An 18,861-nucleotide genomic window follows, 5' to 3' on the forward strand; every position below is an offset into this window, starting at 1 on the left:
TTTCACAGGATGAGGTATGGCCGAGCCGACCGCTCACGATCTCGATGCTTTCGACCGGGCGATCCTCGCGATCCTCCAGCAGGACAACACCACGCCGCAGCGGGTGATCGGCGAGCGCGTCAACCTGTCGGCGCCGGCCGTACAGCGCCGCATCCGGCGCATGGAGGCGAATGGCGTCATCCGCGCCAATGTCGCGGTGGTCGATCCTGCCGCGCTCGGCCATCCGATCACGCTTTTCGTCGAGATCGAATTGGTCAGCGAGACCGCGCCCGATATCGACGCGGCCAAGAGCGCCTTCCTCGCCGCGCCGGAGGTGCAGCAATGCTATTACGTCACCGGCGAGGTCGATTTCATGCTGGTCGTGCTGGTGCCGAGCATGGCGGCCTATGAGGCGCTGACGCGTCGCCTGTTCTTCGCCAATCCCAATATCCGCAAGTTCCGCTCCTTCGTCGCGATGGACCGGGTCAAGACGAAGCTTGGCGTGCCGATCTCCTAGCGTGCTCGCAATTCCATCCAGCCCTCATCCTGAGGAGCGCCGCAGGCGCGTCTCGAAGGATGATCCAGATGTCTCCAGAGCCTCCTAGAGCATCCTTCGAGACGCGAGCTTACGCTCGCTCCTCAGGATGAGGGCTGTTCATTGTCAGACGGATTTCCGTAACTGTCCTGCGGCCGGGGCAAGACCGCTATCGCCGGACCGTCTTGTTCCGGTCGCTTCGATATGCGACCGCGAACGGACGTGACGAACGAGCCTGATGGGCCTTGCCGTGATCACCGTGAAAGCCTCGGACATGCCGGCCGGAGAGGGCGATACGCCGCAAGGCTGGCGCGCGCTCGTCCGCTCCAGCGAGATCGGCATCGTGGCGCTGGCCGCCATGGTCGGCGTGCTCGCCGGACTGGTCGTGCTGGCAATGTCCTTCACCACGCAGCTCCTGCATGAGCTGATCTTCGGCCTCGCACATGGCCAGCGCCTCTCGATCACCACCACGATTCCCGCCTGGCGGGCGATCGCCGGGCCGGTTCTCGGCGGCCTCGCCATCGGCTTCGCCTCCTGGCTGTTCTTCCGCCGCCGCAAGCAGCCGATCGACCCGATCGAGGCCAATGCCCTGCATGGCGGGCGCATGTCCTTTCGCGACAGTGTCTTCGTCGCGCTCCAGACCATGGGCTCCAGCGGCGCCGGCGCTTCGGTCGGCCTCGAAGCCGGCTACACGCAGGCCGCGAGCGGGCTCGCCTCTCACATCGGCCGGCGGCTGCGCCTGCGCCGGGCGGATATGCGGCTCATGGTAGGCTGCGCCGCCGGCGGCGCCATCGGTGCGGCCTTCGATGCGCCGCTGACCGGCGCCTTCTACGCTTTCGAGCTGATCCTCGGCAGCTACTCGATCGCCGCCTTCGTGCCTGTGATGGCCGCGACCTTCATGGCAACGGTGACACATAGCCTGCTCTCGCCCTCGCTGCTTGCCGTCAAGGTTCCGCCGATCGGCCTGATCACCATGGCGAACCTGCCACTGGTGGTGATGCTGGGCGCCACCTGCGGGCTCGTCGGCATCGTCGTGATGCGCGCCGCCGCCTTCGTCGAAGCTGGCTTCCGCCGCTCGCGGATTCCGACCTGGCTCAGACCGGCCTTCGGCGGCCTGCTGGTCGGCGCGCTCGCGGTCTGGAACCCTTCGGTCTTCTCGGCCGGTCATGGCGCGATCAATCTCTATCTCGGCATCGATGCCAGCCTGGGGCTTTTCGCGCTGGTGCTGGTCGCCAAGGCATTGGCCTCCTCGGTCTCGATCGGCTCCGGCTTCCGCGGCGGCCTGTTCTTCGCCTCGCTGCTGCTCGGCGTGCTGACGGGCCGCCTCTTCATCGGCCTCTTGACCTTGGCCTTCCCGAACCTCGCCGGCCACGAGACGCTGTTCGCGCTGGTCGGCATGAGCTCGCTCGCGGTCTCGGTCGTCGGCGGGCCGATGACCATGACGCTGCTCGCGCTCGAAATGACCGGCGACCTCAAGCTGACGCTCGCGGTCGTCGGTGCGGCCGGTGCGGCCTCGCTGGTGACGCGCCGCCTGTTCGGCTTCTCCTTCGCGACCTGGCGCTTCCACCTGCGCGGCGAGAGCATCCGCGGCGCCCATGATATCGGCTGGATGCGTGAGCTCACCGCCGGCAGCATGATGCGCCTGGAGGTGCCGAAGATCGCGGCCGACGCCAGCATCGCCGAGGCGCGGCTGAAATACCCGCCGGGTTCGACCAGTTATCTCGTCGCCATCGGCCCCGGCGACGCCTATGCCGGCATGGTGCCTCCGGGCGCGCTCTACGAGCCCGATCCGGCGCTGGACGAGGAAGCGGCCGCCGAGCCCGCGCCGCGCACCGTGCGCCATCTCCTGCGCAATTCCGACCGTATGCTGCTCGCCGACATGACGGTGCGCGACACCCTGAAGCTGTTCGAGGAGGCCGAGAGCGAAGCCTTGCCGGTCGTCGCCGACCGCGACAGCCGCCGCATCATCGGCATCCTCAGCGAGGCGCACGCGATCAAGCGTTATAGCGACGAGGTCAGCCGCCGCAACCGCGAATTGACCGGGGAATAGCCGGGAAGCCTCAGGCCGAACGCAGGGCGACGCTCGTGACGACGCGCCAGTCCGCGATCGGCACATCCTGGCCGGAGGTCACGATGCCGATCCGGTCGAAGCGGATCGGGCGGCCGGCGAGGCGGGCATCGATCTCGGCGATGGCTGCGGCCTTCGCTGTGGCCTCGACCTGCCCGTAGAGCAGCGAGACATGCGGCATGAAGCTGGCCAGACCCTCGGGATCGAGCACCTGCTTCAGCTTCGCCAAGGCCGGTGAGACGGCGAAGCGGGCGTAGAACGAGCGGAAATAGGCATCGCTTCCCTCGACGACGGAGACGGGCTCCGTGAAAGCCTCGACCGCCCCGGCCGCTGCCGTGATCGCACGCTCCAGTGCGGCAGGCGTCGTCTCGGTGTCGCCCTGCAATGTCAGATGCGGGGCGAAGAACGGCGTGCCGAAACGGCCGGACAGGTCACTGACAAAGCCGGTCAGCAGGGCTTCGTCGGAAGGCGCCGGCATCAGCCAGAGAGAATGAATCCGCACTGTCATCTGCCTTTCACAAAGCTCTTGCATAGACTGCGCCCCGTGCGTAACGTTTATTTCAACTGAGCCGATTGTGGAAGAAATATTCCATTGTCAGGCGATAAGAGCAGAACCGGGGGAGTAGGCGCCTTGCAGCCGGAAACGCAAGCGAGAGCGGGTAGCGGCGCGGCCATCGGCGTGCGCGGGCTCAAGGTCGCCTATGGCGGCACGCGCGTGCTGCATGGCATCGATCTGGACTTCACCCCCGGTAGCTTCACCGCGCTTCTCGGCTCCTCCGGTTGCGGCAAGACCACGCTGCTGCGCTCGCTTTCGGGCTTCGTCCCGGTCGAGGATGGCTCGATCGTCGTCGGCGGCCGCGACGTCGCCGGCCTGCCGCCGGAAAAGCGCGGCATGGCGATGGTCTTCCAGTCCTATGCGCTCTGGCCGCATATGACCGTGCTCCAGAATATCGGCTACGGCCTCAAGCTGCGCGGCAAGTCCAAGGCCGAGATCGCGGCCAAGGTCGGCGAGATGCTGAGCTTCCTCGGCCTCTCCGGCTACGAGGACCGCAAGGTGACCGCGCTTTCCGGCGGCCAGCGCCAGCGCGTCGCGCTCGGCCGGGCGCTCGCCATCGATCCCGGCATCCTTTTGCTCGACGAGCCGCTCTCCAATCTCGACGCCAAGATCCGCATGGTGATGCGCCACGAGATCCGCGCCATCCAGCAGCGCCTCGGCCTCACCGCCGTCCACGTCACGCATGATCGCGAGGAGGCGATGACCATGGCCGACCGGCTGGTCATCATGCAGGCCGGACGGGTCGCGCAGGTCGGCACGCCCGAGGAGGTCTATGACCGCCCGGCCAGTGCCTTCGTCGCCAATTTCATGGGCGCGGAGAACGTGCTGCCGCTCAATATCGCCAAGGGCGAGGGGCAGGCGCTCGTCGTCGCCGGCGCGGCCCGCGCCACGCTCGCAGGCGCTGCGACCGCGGCCCTGCCTCCCGGCGAGGCGCTCGCCTATTTCCGCGACGATGTCGCGAGCCTCGACGCGCATGACGCGGCGGCTGGCGATGGCGATCTCGTCGTCCCCGGCACCATCGCCGCGCGCGCCTATCCCGGTGGCATCTACCGCTACAAGGTTGAAGCCGCCGGCCGCCAGATCACGGTCGACGATGTCGCCCGTCACGAACTCGGAACGAAGGTCGGGCTGCGCATTCCGCTGCAGCGCCTTCACATCTTCCCGGCGACCGAGGCCGGGATTGCCGCCTGACAGGGAGTCAGACACATGCGCATTATCACGCTTGCCTGCTCGCTTGCCGCGCTGATCGTGGCATCGCCGCTATCCGCGCAGACCCTCAACGTCGCCTCCGCCGGCGACCAGAACATGGTCGACTACGTCAAGGACTATCTCGGGCCGATGTTCGAGAAGGCCAATCCGGGCGTGAAGGTCGTCTCGGTCGGCACCGGCCCGGGCGATTCCGGCTCGCAGAAGATCTACGAGAAGCTCGATGCCCAGAAGGGCGCTGCCACCACCGATTTCGACGTGGTCGTCATCCACCAGAAGGCCGCCGGCCAGATGGTCAAGGAAGGCCTGCTCAACAAGTACACGGGCAATGTCGAGACGGCCAAGCTCGCCACCGGCGACGCCGCCAAGAACGCGCTCGGCACCGATGTCGGCGGCTTCGTCATCCCGATGTTCCAGTCGCAGACCGCGCTCGCCTACAATGCCGACATGGTCAAGGCGCCGCCGGCGACCTTCGCCGAGCTGGCCGACTGGGCCAAGAAGAACCCCAAGCAGTTCGGCTATAACGGCATCAAGGGCGGCATGTCCGGCGTCTCCTTCGTCGCCGGCTGGGTCTATGCCTTCGGCGGCGACTCCGACAAGCTGATCAAGGGCCCCTATGATGCCGCCACCAAGGCCGGCTGGGACAAGGCCTTCGCCGACCTGAAGGAGTTCAACAAGAACGCCGTGATCACCCCCGGCAATGCCGGCACGCTCGACATGCTGAACCGCGGCGAGATCGCCATCGGCCCGGTCTGGGTCGACATGTTCTATTCCTGGCAGGCCGACGGCAAGCTGCCCCCGAACATGAAGCTGAAGCTCGTCTCGCCCGGCATGCCCGGCCAGCCGATGTACTACGCCGTGCCGGAGAAATCGGCCCAGAAAAAGCTGGCCGAGGCCTTCATCGCGCTCGCGACCTCGCCGCAGGTCCAGGCCGACGGCATCGTCAAGAAGTTCAACTGGTATCCGGGCATCGACGCCAAGAACCTCGAAGGCAAGCTCGACAAGGCCGCCTGGGACAAGCTCTTCACCGACGTCACGCCGGCCGAGCTCGCCAAGAACGGCAAGCCCTTCCCGATCGCGCCCTACTTCAACGACATCCTCGAGGGCTACGAGAAGAAGGTCGCGAACTGAGGTTCGCCTTTCGGGATGGCGTCGGAGCCTCGACGTCATCCCGGACGTAGCGAAGCGGAGATCCGGGATCCATCCTGGGGCTCCGCAGCCCCTCGATGGATCCCGGATCGGCGCCGCTTTCGCGGCTTGTCCGGGATGACGGCGCAGAGCTTCAGGAGCGGTCGCGCAGAATGTCCCTGTCCCAACGCCAGCTCGCCCTGCTGCTGATCGCGCCCGGCCTCGCGCTCGTCGCGGCGCTGTTCCTCTATCCGCTCTGCTTCTCGCTGATCTCGGCCTTCACCGGGCCTGAAGGAGGCTTCTCGCTGCAGGCCTTCGGCAAGGCCTGGGAGCTCTATTCCGGCGACGTCGTCTTCACCGTCGTCATCGTGCTCGCCTCCTGCTTCTTCACCGGGCTCGCCGCGATCATCATCGCCGGCACGCTGACGCTCGGCGAGAACCGCTACATCGTCGGCACGCTGAAGGCGCTCTATCGCTGGCCGCTCTTCATCCCCTTCATCGTCGCGGCGCAGTGCATGCGCACCTTCCTCGCCAAGAACGGCCTGATGAACAATACCTTCGTCTCGCTTGGGCTGATGGAACCGTTGCAGGCGGTGAGCTTCCTCGACTGGCGCGGCATCATCGCGACCTTCGTCTGGAAGCAGACGCCTTTCGTCGCGCTGCTGCTCGCCGGCGCGCTCGCAGCGCTTGACCGCGCCACGCTGGAGGCCGGCCGCAATCTCGGCGCCTCGCGCATGCGCGTTCTCGTCGAGCTCGCTTTGCCGCAGGTGATGCCGCAGCTCCTCGTCGCCCTCGTCCTCTCCTTCGTGACGATGCTCTCGGTGCTCTCGGTGCCGATGATGGTGGCGGGCTCGCAGCCGACCATGCTGACCGTCGACATGGCCTTCCGCATCAACGCCTATGGCGACTACGCCACGGCCAATGCGCTCGGCGTGATCACCTATCTGATCTCGGCTGGTGCTGCGATCATCTACCTCAAGCGCGGCATGGCCAAGGAGGGCACGCCATGATCCGGGCCGTCTCCGGCCTGCGCATGGTCCTGGCGGCCTTCGCGCTCGCGGCCTTCGCCTTCTTCCTGATCGGCCCCTTGGTCAATCTCGCGCTCTGGTCCGTCGCCGAGCGCTGGTACACGCCCTACAAGCTGCCGGTCGTCTACGGCACGCGCTACTGGGAGCAGGTCTTCCGCCCGACCGGCGACGCCATGGCCTCGCTCGCGACTTCGGTCTGGATCGCGGTGCTGACGGTGCTCGTCGCGCTCGCGCTCTCGATACCGGCCGGCTACGCGCTGGCGCGGCTCAAACTGCCGGCGCGTGCGTTCTTCATGGTGCTCTTCCTGCTGCCGCAGGCCTTCCCCTCGGTCGCGATCTATATCAACGTCGCCCGCGTCTTCTACAATATCGGCATCAACGGCACGGTCTTCGCGGTCGTGCTCGTCCATGCCGCGCACGGCCTCGTCTATTCCGTATGGATCGCGGCCGCGGCCTTCGCCGCTGTCGACAAGGACCTCGAACTCGCCGCGCGCAATATCGGGGCCTCGCCGCTCAAGACCTTCTTCTCGGTGACGCTGCCTTTGGCGGCGCCCGGCATCATCGCCAGCGGCATCTTCGTCTTCCTGGAATCGCTCGACGAGTTCACCGGCACCTTCTTCGTCGGCGTGCCGCAGGTCACGACGCTGCCGCTCCTGCTCTACAACGCGGCGATGGGCGGCAACTATCAGGTCGCCTCGATCACGGCGCTGATCCTGCTCGTGCCTTCGGTGCTGTTCATGCTGTTCATCGAGCGCTTCCTGCGGGCCGATGTGCTCGCCAAGGTCGGGGCCTGAGGCGAGGGCGGGCTTGCGCGCCCTCGGGCGATCCGCAACTCTGCCGCTCCCTCCTGCCTTGCGGACCCGCGATGACGAACACTGCTGAACTCTCCCGATCCGGGACGAATCCGGGTTCCGTTCCGCGTGGCCGCTCCTTCGCGGGGCTTGTCCCCAGCCTGATCGGCTTCGGCGGCGCGCCGCTCGGCGATCTCTACGGGCATCTCGACGAGGTCACGGCGCAGGACACGGTTCGCACCGCGCTTGCGGCCGACATCAACCTCGTCGACACCTCGCCGCTTTACGGCCACGGCCTCTCCGAGCACCGCATCGGCGCCGCCTTGCGCAGCGTGCCGCGCGACAGCGTCATCATCTCCACGAAAGTCGGCCGCTGGATGCAGGCCGGCGCGCCGAAAGGCGACGGCTCGGGCTATGCCGGCGGCCTGCCGCACCCGGCGGTGATCGACTATTCCTATGACGGCGCGATGCGCTCCTTCGAGCAATCGCTGCTCCGGCTCGGTACCGACCATATCGACATCCTGCTGATCCACGATGTCGATGTCTGGACCCATGGCGAGCGGATGGAGCAGCGCTTCGCCGAGGCGATGGACGGTGCCTATCGCGCGCTGGAGAAGCTGCGCGCGTCAGGCGCGGTCAAGGCGGTCGGCGTCGGCGTCAACGAAGCCGAGATGTGCGTGCGCTTCGCCCGCGCGGGCGATTTCGACGTGATGATGCTGGCCGGCCGCTACTCGCTGCTGGAGCAGGGCGCGCTAACGGAATTCCTGCCGCTGGCGCTGGAGAAGAAGATCGCGGTGATGCTGGCCGGCGTCTTCAATTCCGGCATCCTCGCGACGGGAGCTAAACCCGGCGCCTTCTACAACTACAAGCCGGCGCCGCCTGAGGTGCTGGCCCGCGTCGCCCGGATCGAGGCGGTCTGCGCCAGCCATGGCGTCGCCCTGCCGCAAGCCGCGCTTGCCTTCTGCGCGGCCCATCCGGCTGTGGCGACGATCGTGCTCGGCGCGGTCACGCCACAGGAGGTCGCGCGCAATCTCGACCTCGTCGCGCGGCCGGTCCCGGCCGCGCTCTGGCGTGATCTGAAGGCCGAGGGCCTGCTCGCCGAAGCGGCGCCGGTCCCGGAGGCTTGAACGCCGCCGGAGTGGTTGAAGCGCGCCCTATGAGCGCCGTCATCCCGGGCTTGCCCCGGGATCCATCGTAGAGCGCCGAGCCCTTCGATGGATCCCGGAGCGGCGCCGCTATGCGGCTTGTCCGGGATGACAGCGGCTTAGTTGGGCGCTCCCGTCGAGCCGAGGTAATCGACCGCGCAGGCGACATGCAGCTTCATCACCGCGATCGCCTCGTCGATGGTGACGTGTTCCTCGTCGGTGCCCATGCTGATCGGCGAAGGCCCGCAGATCAGCGCGGGAACGCCGCGCCAGCGCCAGTAGCGGGTATCGGTGCCGCCGAGGCTCGACACCGGCGGCGCATCATGGCCGAGCAGCTCGCGGATATTGCCGCGCAGGATGTTGGCCATCTCGCTGAACGGGTCGGTCAAGCTCGCCGGATAGCTGTGGTCCTCGTTGACCACCATCTCGCAATCGGCGTCGCGGGCCAGTGCCTCGAGATCGGCGCGGATCGCGTCGCGGTCGGAGCCGATCGGGATGCGCATGTCCAAATGGGCGATGCAATGCGTCGGGATCTGCGTCGCCTTCTGCCCGCCCTGCAGGATGCCGACATTGACGGTGATGCGCCTTGCGACATCGCCGGCGCCCTTGCCGAGGTTGAGATCGGCGGCCGCGATCGTCTCCGGCGAGGTCAGCACGGCGTCGATCTCGGGCGGCAGCGCGGCGAGCTTGAGATGGTAGCGGTCATAGATCGCGGTCACGAGCCGGCTCACATCCGCGATCGGGTTGCGTGCCCGATGGGCGTAGCCACCATGGCCGCCGATGCTCTTGGCCGAGAGCGAGAAGCGCAGCGTGCCCTTCTCGGTGAAGCGCAGATTGGCGAGGCCGCTCGGCTCGCCGTTCAGGCAGCAATCGGCCTCCATCTCGGCGCCGAACTCGTCGAACAGGAACTTCGTGCCATAGCGCCCGCCCGATTGCTCGTCGGAGACCACGGTCAGCGACAGCGCGCCGTTGAGCTTCTCGCGGTGAGGGTAGAGCTGGCAGAAGGCCAGGATCGAGGCGAGCGTCCCGGTCTTCATGTCGGAAGCGCCGCGGCCCATGATCTTGCCGTCGACGATCTCGGCTTCCCAGAGCTTCTCGTTGGTGACCGGGAAGATGTCCATATGGCCGTTGAGCATGAGATGGCGGCCGGGCTTGCCGGCCTCCCAGCGGCTGATGATGTTCGGCATCTCCGGCACGAAAGCCTCGGTGCGATGCGAGACGCCGGCAGCGTCGAGCAATTCGCGCACGAAAGCCGCAGCCTCCCGCGTATCGCCCGGCGGGTTGACGCTCTTGATGCGCAGGAAGCGCCTCAGCAGCTCGACGATCTCGTCGCGGCGCTGATCGATCGCCTGAAGCAGTTCGGCTTTCAGGGCGGCTTTATCCGTGGACATGGTCAGTCTTCTTGGTCGGCGTTTCGAAGGATGATGAAAGGCGCTCAGCCGCGGGTGCGGAACGACATGGCGCGCGTGAGCTCTGTCTTTTCCAGCCGCGCGGCGACGCAATAGGCGGGGTTGAAGACATTGGCGATGTCGTAGCGCACCGCCTGCCCAAGCAGGTGACTCGCCTCGACCGGGTCGACGCCGAGGTCTTCGCCGACCCAGCGCAGCAGTTCCGTCGTGGCGAATTGCAGGGGCTGGTCGAGCGGGCGCCCGCTGGCGATGACCAAAAGGTCGGTCTCGGTCTCGCAGCGCGGCCAGCGCAGGTTCTGTTTCTTGAGGAGCTTCACCGAGAATTCGACCTCGAACGAGGTCTCGACGCCGGTGCCGGCGATCTCGCCATCACCCTGGCAGGCATGGCCGTCGCCGAGGAAGAACAGCGCGCCGTCGACGAAGACCGGGAAGGCGATCGTCGCGCCCGGCCCGAACAGCCGGTAGTCCATGTTGCCGCCATTGGCGCCGCTGGTCGCGGTCGAGATCGCCTGGCCGCGCTCGGGCGCGACGCCGAAGCAGCCCATCATCGGCGCGAGCGGGAAGCTCCAGTCCTTGATGCGAGCGGAAGGCTCCAGCAGCTTCACCGTGCCGGCCTGCGCATCAACAGCCCATTCATGGCGCTCGCGCTTCGGCAGATCGGCCAGGACGGCAGGGTCGAGCACGCCGGGCGCCAGGGGCGAATAGGTCCAACCGGTCTTCCGGTTCGGCGTCATCCGCTCGATCGTGACGAGCAGCGCGTCGCCGGGTTCTGCCCCGGTGACGAAGAAAGGTCCGGTCATCGGGTTGCCGCGCGGGGCATGCTGCGCGCCGTCGCCGCCAAAGCCCGCCGCATCGAGAGTGGTGGTGACGACGCTGTCGCCGCTGGCGATCTCCAGCACCGGCGGCAAGGTGGCGAGCACGTTCGAGTAGCGGGTCGGAACGAAGTTGTGGCGCGCCATGGAAGCCTTCCTGAGCCGGGTTCGCGTCGGTGTCGGACCGCGACCGTAGGAGCAAGCTCCCGGCTTGAGAAGCACTCGCAGGCGAGGGGGCGCCCTGCATGCGCGGTGACCGGCCGCTGCAGGGCACCCCCTTTCAGGTCGAAGCGAGAGGGAGCGGCTATGCCTCTTCCGCTGCCTCCCCATCCAGCAGGTCCTGGACATCGTCCGAGAAGCCGTAAGGCTTGAACCGCTCCAGCGGGACGCCGTGGTCGAGCAACGCCCGCGCGCAGCCGGCATGGTCGCCCGGCGCCGGCTCGCCGAGATCATCGGCCTGCGAGGCGAAGGACAGCGTGCCCAGCGCATTGTCGCCATAGCCATGGCGCGTCTGCCAGTCGGCTCCGTGTTCGAGCAGCAGGCGCGTCATCACGGCGTCGCCGGCGAAGATGGCGAGGTTGAGCGCCGTCGCCTGCCAGGCCGTCTTGACCTCGCGCGGCCAGCCGAGCACGAGCATCGTCCGCACGGCTTGCGTCCGGCCGATCGCTGCGAGCTGCGGCATGATCGTCAGCAGGCTCTCGTCCAGCCCGGCGATCAGGCCGGGATCGCCCAGCAGGAAGGCGCGCGCGGCGACCTCATCCGCTCGGCTGCAGGCGGCGACGAAGGCTTCCGCCGTCGACAGCGACTCCTCGACCCCGGCCTGTGTCAACAATGCCGCGATATCGTCCCGGCCGAAAAGACGGGCGAGCTTGTAGGCGCTGCGGCCCCGCCGGTCGGCGTTGCCGTCGTCGATGCCTGCCGCGATCAGCGCCGCGATATGCTCCTGCGAGCGGCCGCGCCGGATCGCATGGTGCAACCAATGCCCTTTTTCGTTCGCGGAGTCCTGCGCGAGCAGCAGCTGCAAGCCGTCGATGCGGTCATAGTCGAGCGCGCGCCCGATCGCGTTCGTCCCCGCGACCTTGGCGCCGGCATCGAGCAGCAGGCGCACGCAGGCCGGGTCGGGGCTCTCCATCGCATGATAGAGCGACTCGTTGTCGTCGGGATCGGCTCCGGCTTCGAGCAGGAGCTGCGTCATGCCGGGGTGATGAGTGCGCCCGGCGGCGCAATAGAGAACCGAGAGCGGATCGCCGGGATAGCGAGGATCGGTCCAGCGGCCGTTGACATCGGCGCCGCGGCTGATGAGCAGCCGCGCGCTTGCGAGGAGGCCGGGCGCGAAGGCCGGTTTCCAGATCAACTGGGAATTCGCGACGAGGGCGAGCGGCGGCATCGTGTAGGGCCCGGCTGGCCGGTTGGCGAAATCGGCGTCGGCGTCGAGCGCGGCTTCCAGCCTGCCGGTATCGCCGGTCAGGCAGGCGAGCCAGGGTGCGCCGAGGGCAAGCCCCGGTTCCGCCTCCAGCATGCGCCGCGAGAGCGCGCGCTCGCGCGCCCGTTCCGAGAACACGAGTTCAAGCCAGCGCGTGCGCCGTTCGGCCTCGGAGCTGCGGCACCAGTCGACATGGCGCTTGAGCTCCAGCCAGGAGCGGAAGCCGTGTTCGCGGGCGATCACGGACTGGGCGTCGTGCAACCGATAGGGCTGCGCGGCGACGAAGGTGGCGGGACGGTCCTGCGCAGCCGGCAAGCTGGCGCGGAAGCGGGCGATGGCCTCGCCGTCACCGGAGCGGAAGACGCGCAGCAGCCGCTTGGCCTGCTTGCGCAGATGGTCGAGATCGGGGGATGCGGGAAGTCTGGACATGAATCCTCCTGTGCATCAGGCCGAGAACCCGCAATCGGCTGCACGGAGGGCAGACAGCACAATCAGTCGTCGAGCGAGCAGGTTAGACCTTTTCCGCGGGTCCGGAGGCGTCTCGTTCCGCCTGCGCCTTGGATAGAGCCTGTCGCTTCCGCGCTCAAGCCACTTTTTGAAGCGCTTTCCCTGCCGCCGCCCGCTTAGGCGACGGCATTGCCCGAGACTGCTCCCGGCATGCCGGACTGCGCGGCGTGGAGGCTGCGATAGCGCCCGCCCTGCCGGGCAAGCAGCTGGACATGGCTGCCCTGCTCGACGACGTCGCCGTTCTCGACGACGACGATGCGGTCGGCATTGGCGATGGTGGCGAGCCTGTGCGCGATGACGAGCGTGGTGCGACCGCGCGACAGTTCCGCCAGCGAGAGCTGGATTGCCTTCTCCGTCTCGGTATCGAGGGCCGAGGTCGCCTCGTCGAGGATCAGGATCGGCGGGTTCTTCAGGAAGATGCGGGCGATGGCGAGGCGCTGCTTCTGGCCACCAGAGAGCTTGACGCCGCGCTCGCCGATCACCGTGTCGAGCCCGTCGGGCAGGGCTGCGATGACGGTGTCGAGTCTGGCCTGCCGGGCCGCCTCGACGATCTCTTCTTCCGTGGCGCCGAGGCGGCCATAGGCGATGTTGTCGCGGATCGTGCCGGCGAACAGGAACACGTCCTGCTGCACGATGCCGATATTGGAACGCAGCGATTTCAGCGTCATGTCGCGGATGTCGATGCCGTCGATGGTGATCGCTCCGCCCGTGACCTCGTAGAAGCGCGGCAGCAGCGAGCAGATCGTGGTCTTGCCGGCGCCGGAGGGGCCGACGAAGGCGATCGTCTCGCCAGCGCTGATCTCCAGGTTCAGCCCGTCGAAGATCGGCCGTCCCGCGCTGTAGCCGAAATGCATGTCGCGATACGCGATGTCACCGCGCAGGCGCTCGACCTCGCGGGCGCCGGGCCTATCGGCGACATCGGGCCGCGTCGCGAGGAAGGCGAGGTAGCGCTGGAAGCCGGCGATGCCCTTCGGATAGCTCTCGATGACCGCGTTGATCTTGTCGACGGGGCGGAAGAACACGCCGACGAGCAGCAGGAAGCCGACGAAGCCGCCGGCCGACAATTCGCCGCGCACGACGAACCAGCCGCCGGCCAGCATCACCACGACCTGCACGAAGCGCATTGAGAGATAGGACAGCGAGGTCGAGGCGGCCATCAGCTTGTAGGCGGCGAGCTTGGTGTCGCGGTAATGCCGGTTGCTCTCGGCGAAGAGCCGGCGCTCATGGTCCTCGTTGGCGAAGGCCTGGACGACGCGGATGCCGCCGACATTTTCCTCGATGCGGGCGTTGAAATCGCCGACCCGGCCATAGAGCGCATGCCAGTTCGTGGTCATGCGGCTGCCGTAGCGGATGGTGACGAAGGCGGTGAGCGGCACGACGAGCGCGGTGATGATCGCGAGCTGGGGATGGACCCACAGCATCAGCATGAAGGCGCCGATCAGCGTCATGATCGCGATGAACAGGTCCTCCGGGCCGTGATGGGCGACCTCGCCGATCTCTTCGAGATCCTTGGTCAGGCGCGCCACGAGATGGCCGGTCTTCTGGTTGTCGAAGAAGCCGAAGGAGAGCTTCTGGAGATGGTCGAAGGCCTTGGCGCGCATCTCGGTCTCGATGCCGATGCCGAGCATATGTCCCCAATAGGTCACGATGACCTGCAGGCCCGCGCTGATCAGATAGGCGACGAAGAGACCGGCTGCGGCAAGCCCGATCATCCCGAGTTCACCCGTCGGCAGCAAGCGGTCGATGAACAGGGTCACCGCGACCGGGAAGGCGAGTTCGAGCAGGCCGGCCGCGACCGCGCTGCAGAAATCCAGCAGGAAGAGGCCGCGATGCGGCCGGTAATAGGCGGCGAACCGCTTGATCAGGTCCATGTCGGTCTCCGCGGGATCGCTCTCAGGCTGGGAGGGCGATCGGGCGCTGCGTCTGCGGATGGGCGATGACGCTCATCTCGACGCCGTAGATACGGGCAAGCTGCTGCGACGTCATCACCTCGTCCGGCGTTCCCCTGACGATCAGCTTGCCGGAATGCAGCGCGATGATCTCGTCGCAGAACCGCGCTGCCATATTCACGTCGTGCAGCACGACGATGACACCGAGGCCCTTTTTCGCGGAAAGCTCGTGCACGAGGGAGAGCACCTCGATCTGGTGGGCGATGTCGAGCGCCGAGGTCGGCTCGTCCAGCAGCAGGCATTCGGCATCCTGCGCGATCAGCATCGCGATCCAGACGCGCTGGCGCTCGCCGCCCGAGAGCGTGTCGACCAGCCGGTCGGCGAAGGCCTCGACACCGGTCAGCGCCATGGCTTCGGCCACCTTCTCGCGGTCCCTGGCGCCGAAGCGGCCGAGCGCGCCATGCCAGGGATAGCGGCCGAGTGCGACGAGTTCCTTGACCAGCATGCCGGAGGAGGCCGGCGTCTGCTGCGGCAGATAGGCGACCTTGCGGGCGAAGCCGCGGCTGCTCCAGTCGTCGAGCGCCGTGCCTTCGAAACGGACCGTGCCGGCTGTCGGCGCCTGCTGGCGGGCGAGGAGCTTGAGCAGCGTCGACTTGCCCGAGCCGTTATGGCCGATCAGGCCGACGACCTGTCGCGTCGGCAGCGACAGCGTCAGCGGCTCCAGCAGCACGCGGCCGGGCACGGAAAAGGACACGCCGTCGAGATCGAACAGGCTGCCGTCGTTCAAGGCGCTGCCAGCCGCCATGGAAAGGGCCCTCTCGGCCAGCAGGCCATCAGCCGGCGCGGATGCGGAAAGCTTGTTGTCCATGGTCCGGTACGCCTTGGAAAGACAGGAGCTGATGGAAGTCGCCTTGCCCTACACCGCAGCCGCCGGTGGCGAAAGATGGGCTCTGGCATCGAGGCCTTGCAGGAAGCTGCCGGCGCGTGTGGACTTCAGTCCAGCGCCAGCGCCTTTTCCAGCGTGCCGCGCCGCCAGGCGGCCGGCGTCTCGCCGACCATGCGCCGGAAGACGCGGGTGAAATGCGCCTGGTCCGAAAACCCGGCCTCCACCGCGACCTCGGTCAATGAGCGGTCGCCCGCCGCCAGCAATCTCTGGCCCTGCTCGATCCGGGCCTTGAGCTGCCATTGATGCGGCGGCAGACCGGTCGAGGCCTTGAAGGCGTGGCTGAAATGCGATTGCGACAGGCCGACGAGCCCGGCGAGATCCTGCAGGCGGATCGTGCCGGCCGCATGTTCGGCGATGTAGTCGGTCACGGTCCTGAGCTGCCGGCTGGTCAATGGCGTCCGGCGGCGTGGCGCCTCGCGCCTGACGCCGAACAGGTCGATCAGCACCGCCATGACGAGGCCGTCGCCATAGAGATCGTGCCGTGCATCGGGCTCGGCGCACTCGCCGGCGATGAGCCGGGCCAGCGTCTGGATGCGTTCGTTCGTGAACATGATGCGCGGCTGGCGCAAGAGCTCGGGTGACAGGGCCTCGCCCAGGCGCTCGCTGACGCTGGCAGGGTCGAAATGCAGGTCGAGATGGCGGATGCGCATGCGCTGCTGCGTGCGGCCCCAGACGGGCACGCCGGCCGGCATGAAGCTGATCGAATGCGCGCCGCCCCGTGGCGAGACGCCCGGCTCCGACGGGTCGAGCCGCGTCTCGAAACTGCCGCCGACCTTGTCGAGCACGATGAAGAGCCGCGGATGATCCGAGACATATTCGCCGGTGGCGCCGGCCTGGCACTCGGCCTGCCAGAGATCGGCGATGACGCCGTTCCAGCTGCGGCATTTGAGCGAGCCGATCACGCTGATGCCTTCGCGGACGGAGCGCATGCCTGGCTGGAAACCCATCCTGACCCTCCTGCGGCCGGATCGTCGCGCCAAAGCGCGTGTTCAAAATGCAACGCGAAGAGCGCAATTGTGCCTGCCTGCCCAGGAACGTTCAACGCATGACAGGAACGATCAATCCCCTATTACTTAGCAGTGATACGCCGCCATGCAAAGCAGTGCCTGCATTTTGAATGGTTCTAATTTTGAGCAATTCTCATTGGGCGCACAATATTGGGGCTTGGTCTGGCCATGTGCTATAAGAGAAGCATGAATAAGAACTTTGTTCTTCGTTCGACTGTTTCATTCGGTGCGATGTTTTACGGAGCGATCGCCTTCGCACAGACGGCGCCCGGCCCGACTGTCCAGCTCGATACGATCACCGTCGAAGGCCAGGGCGAGAAGGCGACGGGCCCCGTCACCGGCTATGTCGCGACGCGCTCCGCCACCGGCTCGAAGAGCAACACGCCGATCACCGCGATCCCGCAATCGGTCTCGGTCATCGGCCGCGAGGAACTCGACGATCGCAAGGCTCTGAAGGTCGACGAGGCGCTGCGCTATACCGCCGGCGTGCAGGCGCAGCCTTTCGGCTCCGACCCCGATACGGACTGGTTCTTCGTCCGCGGTTTCCAGGCGACCCAGACCGGCGTCTATCTCGACGGACTGCAGCTCTATTCCTTCGGCTTCGGCGGCTTCCAGATCGATCCCTTCATGCTGGAGCGGGTCGAGGTGCTCAAGGGCCCGGCCTCGGTGCTCTATGGCGGCTCCAATCCTGGCGGCATCGTCAGCCTCGTCAGCAAGCGGCCGAACGGCAGGAACTTCGGCTATGTCGAGGCCGGCATCAACAATTTCGGCAATGCCTATCTCGGCATCGATGTCGGCACGAGCGACAAGCAGGGTGTCTGGAGCACGCGCCTGACCGGCAAGCTCTCGGGCGGCGACCAGTACACCGACTATTCCAAGGATTTCCGCGGCACGATCATGCCGCAGATCACCTATCAGCCGAACGGAACCACCCGCATCACCGCCTATGGCGCCTATAGCTATCTCGATCAGGTCCATTCCGGCGGCGGCTTCCTGCCCTATGTCGGCACGGTGGTGAACGCGCCCTTCGGCAAGATCCGGCGCGATGCCTTCTTCGGCGAGCCGTCGATCGACAGCCAGAAGCGGGTCACGACCATGCTGGGCTACGAGTTCCAGCATGATTTCGGCGGCGTGACCTTCTCGCAGAATGCACGCTACGGCCAGATGCGCGGCTCCCAGCTCGGCCCCTACGGCTACGGCTATGCCGGGCCCGACGCGCCCTTCGGTAACCGCTTCGAGCCGCTCGGGCCGGATTACAAGCTGTACCGCATCGGCTTCCAGGAGAACACGAAGGTCAACACCTTCACCATCGACAACCGCCTGGAAGGCAAGTTCGACACCGGGCCGCTGCAGCATTCCTGGATGATCGGGCTCGACTACAAGTATTTCGAGATCGACCATGTCCAGGCATCGGGCGGCGCGACGACGATCAGCGTCACCAACCCGGTCTATGGCGCGCCGCAGGGGGCGAGCGCCGTCTATCTCGACCAGAAGCTGAAGCACCATCAGGTCGGCATCTACCTGCAGGACCAGATCCGCTTCGGCGGCGGCTGGCTGGCGACCTTCAACGGGCGCTACGACTATGCCGAGAAGAAATCGGTGAGCCCCGCCACGCTCGCCTTCTCGCCGAGCTATGACGATCGGGAAGGCGCCTTCAGCGGGCGCGCCGGCCTCGCCTACGAGTTCGCGAACGGGATGACGCCCTATGCCAGCGTCGCGTCCTTCTTCAACCCGGTCTTCGACGGCACCTCGACCGGAACGCCCGGCGTCTTCCTGCCCTTCAAGCCCGAGAAGGGCTGGCAGGTCGAGGCCGGTGTCAAATACAGGCCGACCTTCGCCGATGCGCTCTTCACCGCCTCGGTCTTCCACATCGTCAAGGACAATGTCCTCGTTCCCGCACCGACCTACTTCAACGCCTTTGCCCAGCAGCAGCTCGGGCAGGTGACCTCGAGCGGCGTCGAGTTCGAGGCAAAGGCCAATCTCACCGAGAATCTGAAGGTGCTGGCCTCGCTGACCGCGTTCAATCTGGAGATCAGCAAGCACACCAATACGGCGCTTGTCGGCAAGACGCCCTTCATCGTGCCGGAGATCACTGCCTCGGGCTGGGCCGACTACACCTTCAACGAGGGTGCGCTGAAGGGGCTGAGCCTCGGCGCCGGCATCCGCTATGTCGGCAAGTCCTGGGCCGACAATGCCAATACCCTGAGGGTGCCCGGCGCGACGCTGGTCGATGCCGCGATCCGCTACAAGCTCGGCAACTGGGGGCTGGCGGTCAACGTCACCAACCTCTTCGACAAGGCCTATGTGAAGAGCTGCCAGGATTTTTCGAGCTGCAGCTATGGCGATGCCCGCACCGTCACCGTCTCCGCGAATTATCGCTGGTGACGATCGTCTCCCAGGCATCGAAGGCCGCAGCCCTGCGCTGCGGCCTT

Annotated in this window: 15 protein-coding genes; 8 read left to right on the forward strand and 7 right to left on the reverse strand. The window is 66.7% G+C overall.

Annotated features, from left to right (window positions below; genetic code table 11):
- The first annotated feature begins 16 nt into the window (after positions 1 to 16).
- The gene (locus WFK61_RS11635) at positions 17 to 496 is read left to right on the forward strand and encodes an Lrp/AsnC family transcriptional regulator (RefSeq protein WP_336811766.1); all 480 of its coding nucleotides are present in this window, start codon (positions 17 to 19) and stop codon (positions 494 to 496) included.
- 256 nt (positions 497 to 752) lie between these two features.
- Positions 753 to 2,564 (forward strand): chloride channel protein, encoded by a 1,812-nt coding sequence (locus tag WFK61_RS11640; RefSeq protein WP_336811767.1) that lies wholly within the window; start codon positions 753 to 755, stop codon positions 2,562 to 2,564.
- A gap of 10 nt (positions 2,565 to 2,574) precedes the next feature.
- Here the strand turns inward: WFK61_RS11640 and WFK61_RS11645 are convergent, their stop codons facing one another.
- Positions 2,575 to 3,090, reverse strand: coding sequence for a haloacid dehalogenase (locus WFK61_RS11645; protein WP_336811769.1), 516 nt, complete (start codon positions 3,088 to 3,090; stop codon positions 2,575 to 2,577).
- A 123-nt stretch (positions 3,091 to 3,213) separates the two neighbouring features.
- Between WFK61_RS11645 and WFK61_RS11650 the strand changes: the two genes are divergently transcribed.
- The 5 genes from WFK61_RS11650 to WFK61_RS11670 all read left to right on the forward strand — a co-directional run bounded on the left by WFK61_RS11650 (position 3,214) and on the right by WFK61_RS11670 (position 8,418).
- Positions 3,214 to 4,329 (forward strand): ABC transporter ATP-binding protein, encoded by a 1,116-nt coding sequence (locus WFK61_RS11650; protein ID WP_336811771.1) that lies wholly within the window; start codon positions 3,214 to 3,216, stop codon positions 4,327 to 4,329.
- 15 nt (positions 4,330 to 4,344) lie between these two features.
- On the forward strand, positions 4,345 to 5,475 hold the full coding sequence (locus WFK61_RS11655; RefSeq protein WP_336811773.1) for an ABC transporter substrate-binding protein: 1,131 nt from the start codon (positions 4,345 to 4,347) through the stop codon (positions 5,473 to 5,475).
- A 176-nt stretch (positions 5,476 to 5,651) separates the two neighbouring features.
- Positions 5,652 to 6,482: an ABC transporter permease gene (locus WFK61_RS11660; protein ID WP_442896293.1), complete on the forward strand. Its 831-nt coding sequence runs from the start codon at positions 5,652 to 5,654 to the stop codon at positions 6,480 to 6,482.
- Entirely contained in the window at positions 6,479 to 7,294 is an 816-nt protein-coding gene (locus tag WFK61_RS11665; RefSeq protein WP_293808591.1) for an ABC transporter permease, read from the forward strand. The genes WFK61_RS11660 and WFK61_RS11665 overlap by 4 nt, the downstream gene beginning before the upstream one ends.
- Before the next feature lie 71 nt (positions 7,295 to 7,365).
- Positions 7,366 to 8,418, forward strand: coding sequence for an aldo/keto reductase (locus WFK61_RS11670; RefSeq protein WP_336811778.1), 1,053 nt, complete (start codon positions 7,366 to 7,368; stop codon positions 8,416 to 8,418).
- 137 nt (positions 8,419 to 8,555) lie between these two features.
- Here the strand turns inward: WFK61_RS11670 and WFK61_RS11675 are convergent, their stop codons facing one another.
- From WFK61_RS11675 to WFK61_RS11700, 6 genes are all read right to left on the reverse strand, one after another.
- Entirely contained in the window at positions 8,556 to 9,827 is a 1,272-nt protein-coding gene (locus tag WFK61_RS11675) for a M20/M25/M40 family metallo-hydrolase (RefSeq protein WP_336811780.1), read from the reverse strand.
- A 44-nt stretch (positions 9,828 to 9,871) separates the two neighbouring features.
- Positions 9,872 to 10,804 carry an acetamidase/formamidase family protein gene (locus WFK61_RS11680; RefSeq protein WP_336811781.1) on the reverse strand — a complete coding sequence of 311 codons (933 nt, stop codon included), beginning with the start codon at positions 10,802 to 10,804 and terminating at the stop codon, positions 9,872 to 9,874.
- A 157-nt stretch (positions 10,805 to 10,961) separates the two neighbouring features.
- Positions 10,962 to 12,509, reverse strand: a complete 1,548-nt coding sequence (locus tag WFK61_RS11685) for an ankyrin repeat domain-containing protein (RefSeq protein ID WP_336811782.1) — start codon at positions 12,507 to 12,509, stop codon at positions 10,962 to 10,964.
- Positions 12,510 to 12,703: 194 nt separating this feature from the next.
- Complete coding sequence (locus WFK61_RS11690) at positions 12,704 to 14,458, reverse strand: ABC transporter ATP-binding protein (protein ID WP_336811784.1); 1,755 nt, start codon at positions 14,456 to 14,458, stop codon at positions 12,704 to 12,706.
- Positions 14,459 to 14,480: 22 nt separating this feature from the next.
- Positions 14,481 to 15,281, reverse strand: coding sequence for an ATP-binding cassette domain-containing protein (locus tag WFK61_RS11695; protein ID WP_336811906.1), 801 nt, complete (start codon positions 15,279 to 15,281; stop codon positions 14,481 to 14,483).
- Between the two features lie 188 nt (positions 15,282 to 15,469).
- Entirely contained in the window at positions 15,470 to 16,369 is a 900-nt protein-coding gene (locus WFK61_RS11700) for a helix-turn-helix transcriptional regulator (RefSeq protein WP_336811786.1), read from the reverse strand.
- A 228-nt stretch (positions 16,370 to 16,597) separates the two neighbouring features.
- Here WFK61_RS11700 and WFK61_RS11705 point away from each other — a divergent pair, with 228 nt between their 5' ends.
- Complete coding sequence (locus WFK61_RS11705; protein WP_336811788.1) at positions 16,598 to 18,814, forward strand: TonB-dependent siderophore receptor; 2,217 nt, start codon at positions 16,598 to 16,600, stop codon at positions 18,812 to 18,814.
- Positions 18,815 to 18,861: the final 47 nt, after the last annotated feature.

Source organism: Allobosea sp. MMO-172, assembly GCF_037147855.1.
In the GTDB taxonomy this organism is placed as follows: Bacteria; Pseudomonadota; Alphaproteobacteria; order Rhizobiales; family Beijerinckiaceae; genus Allobosea.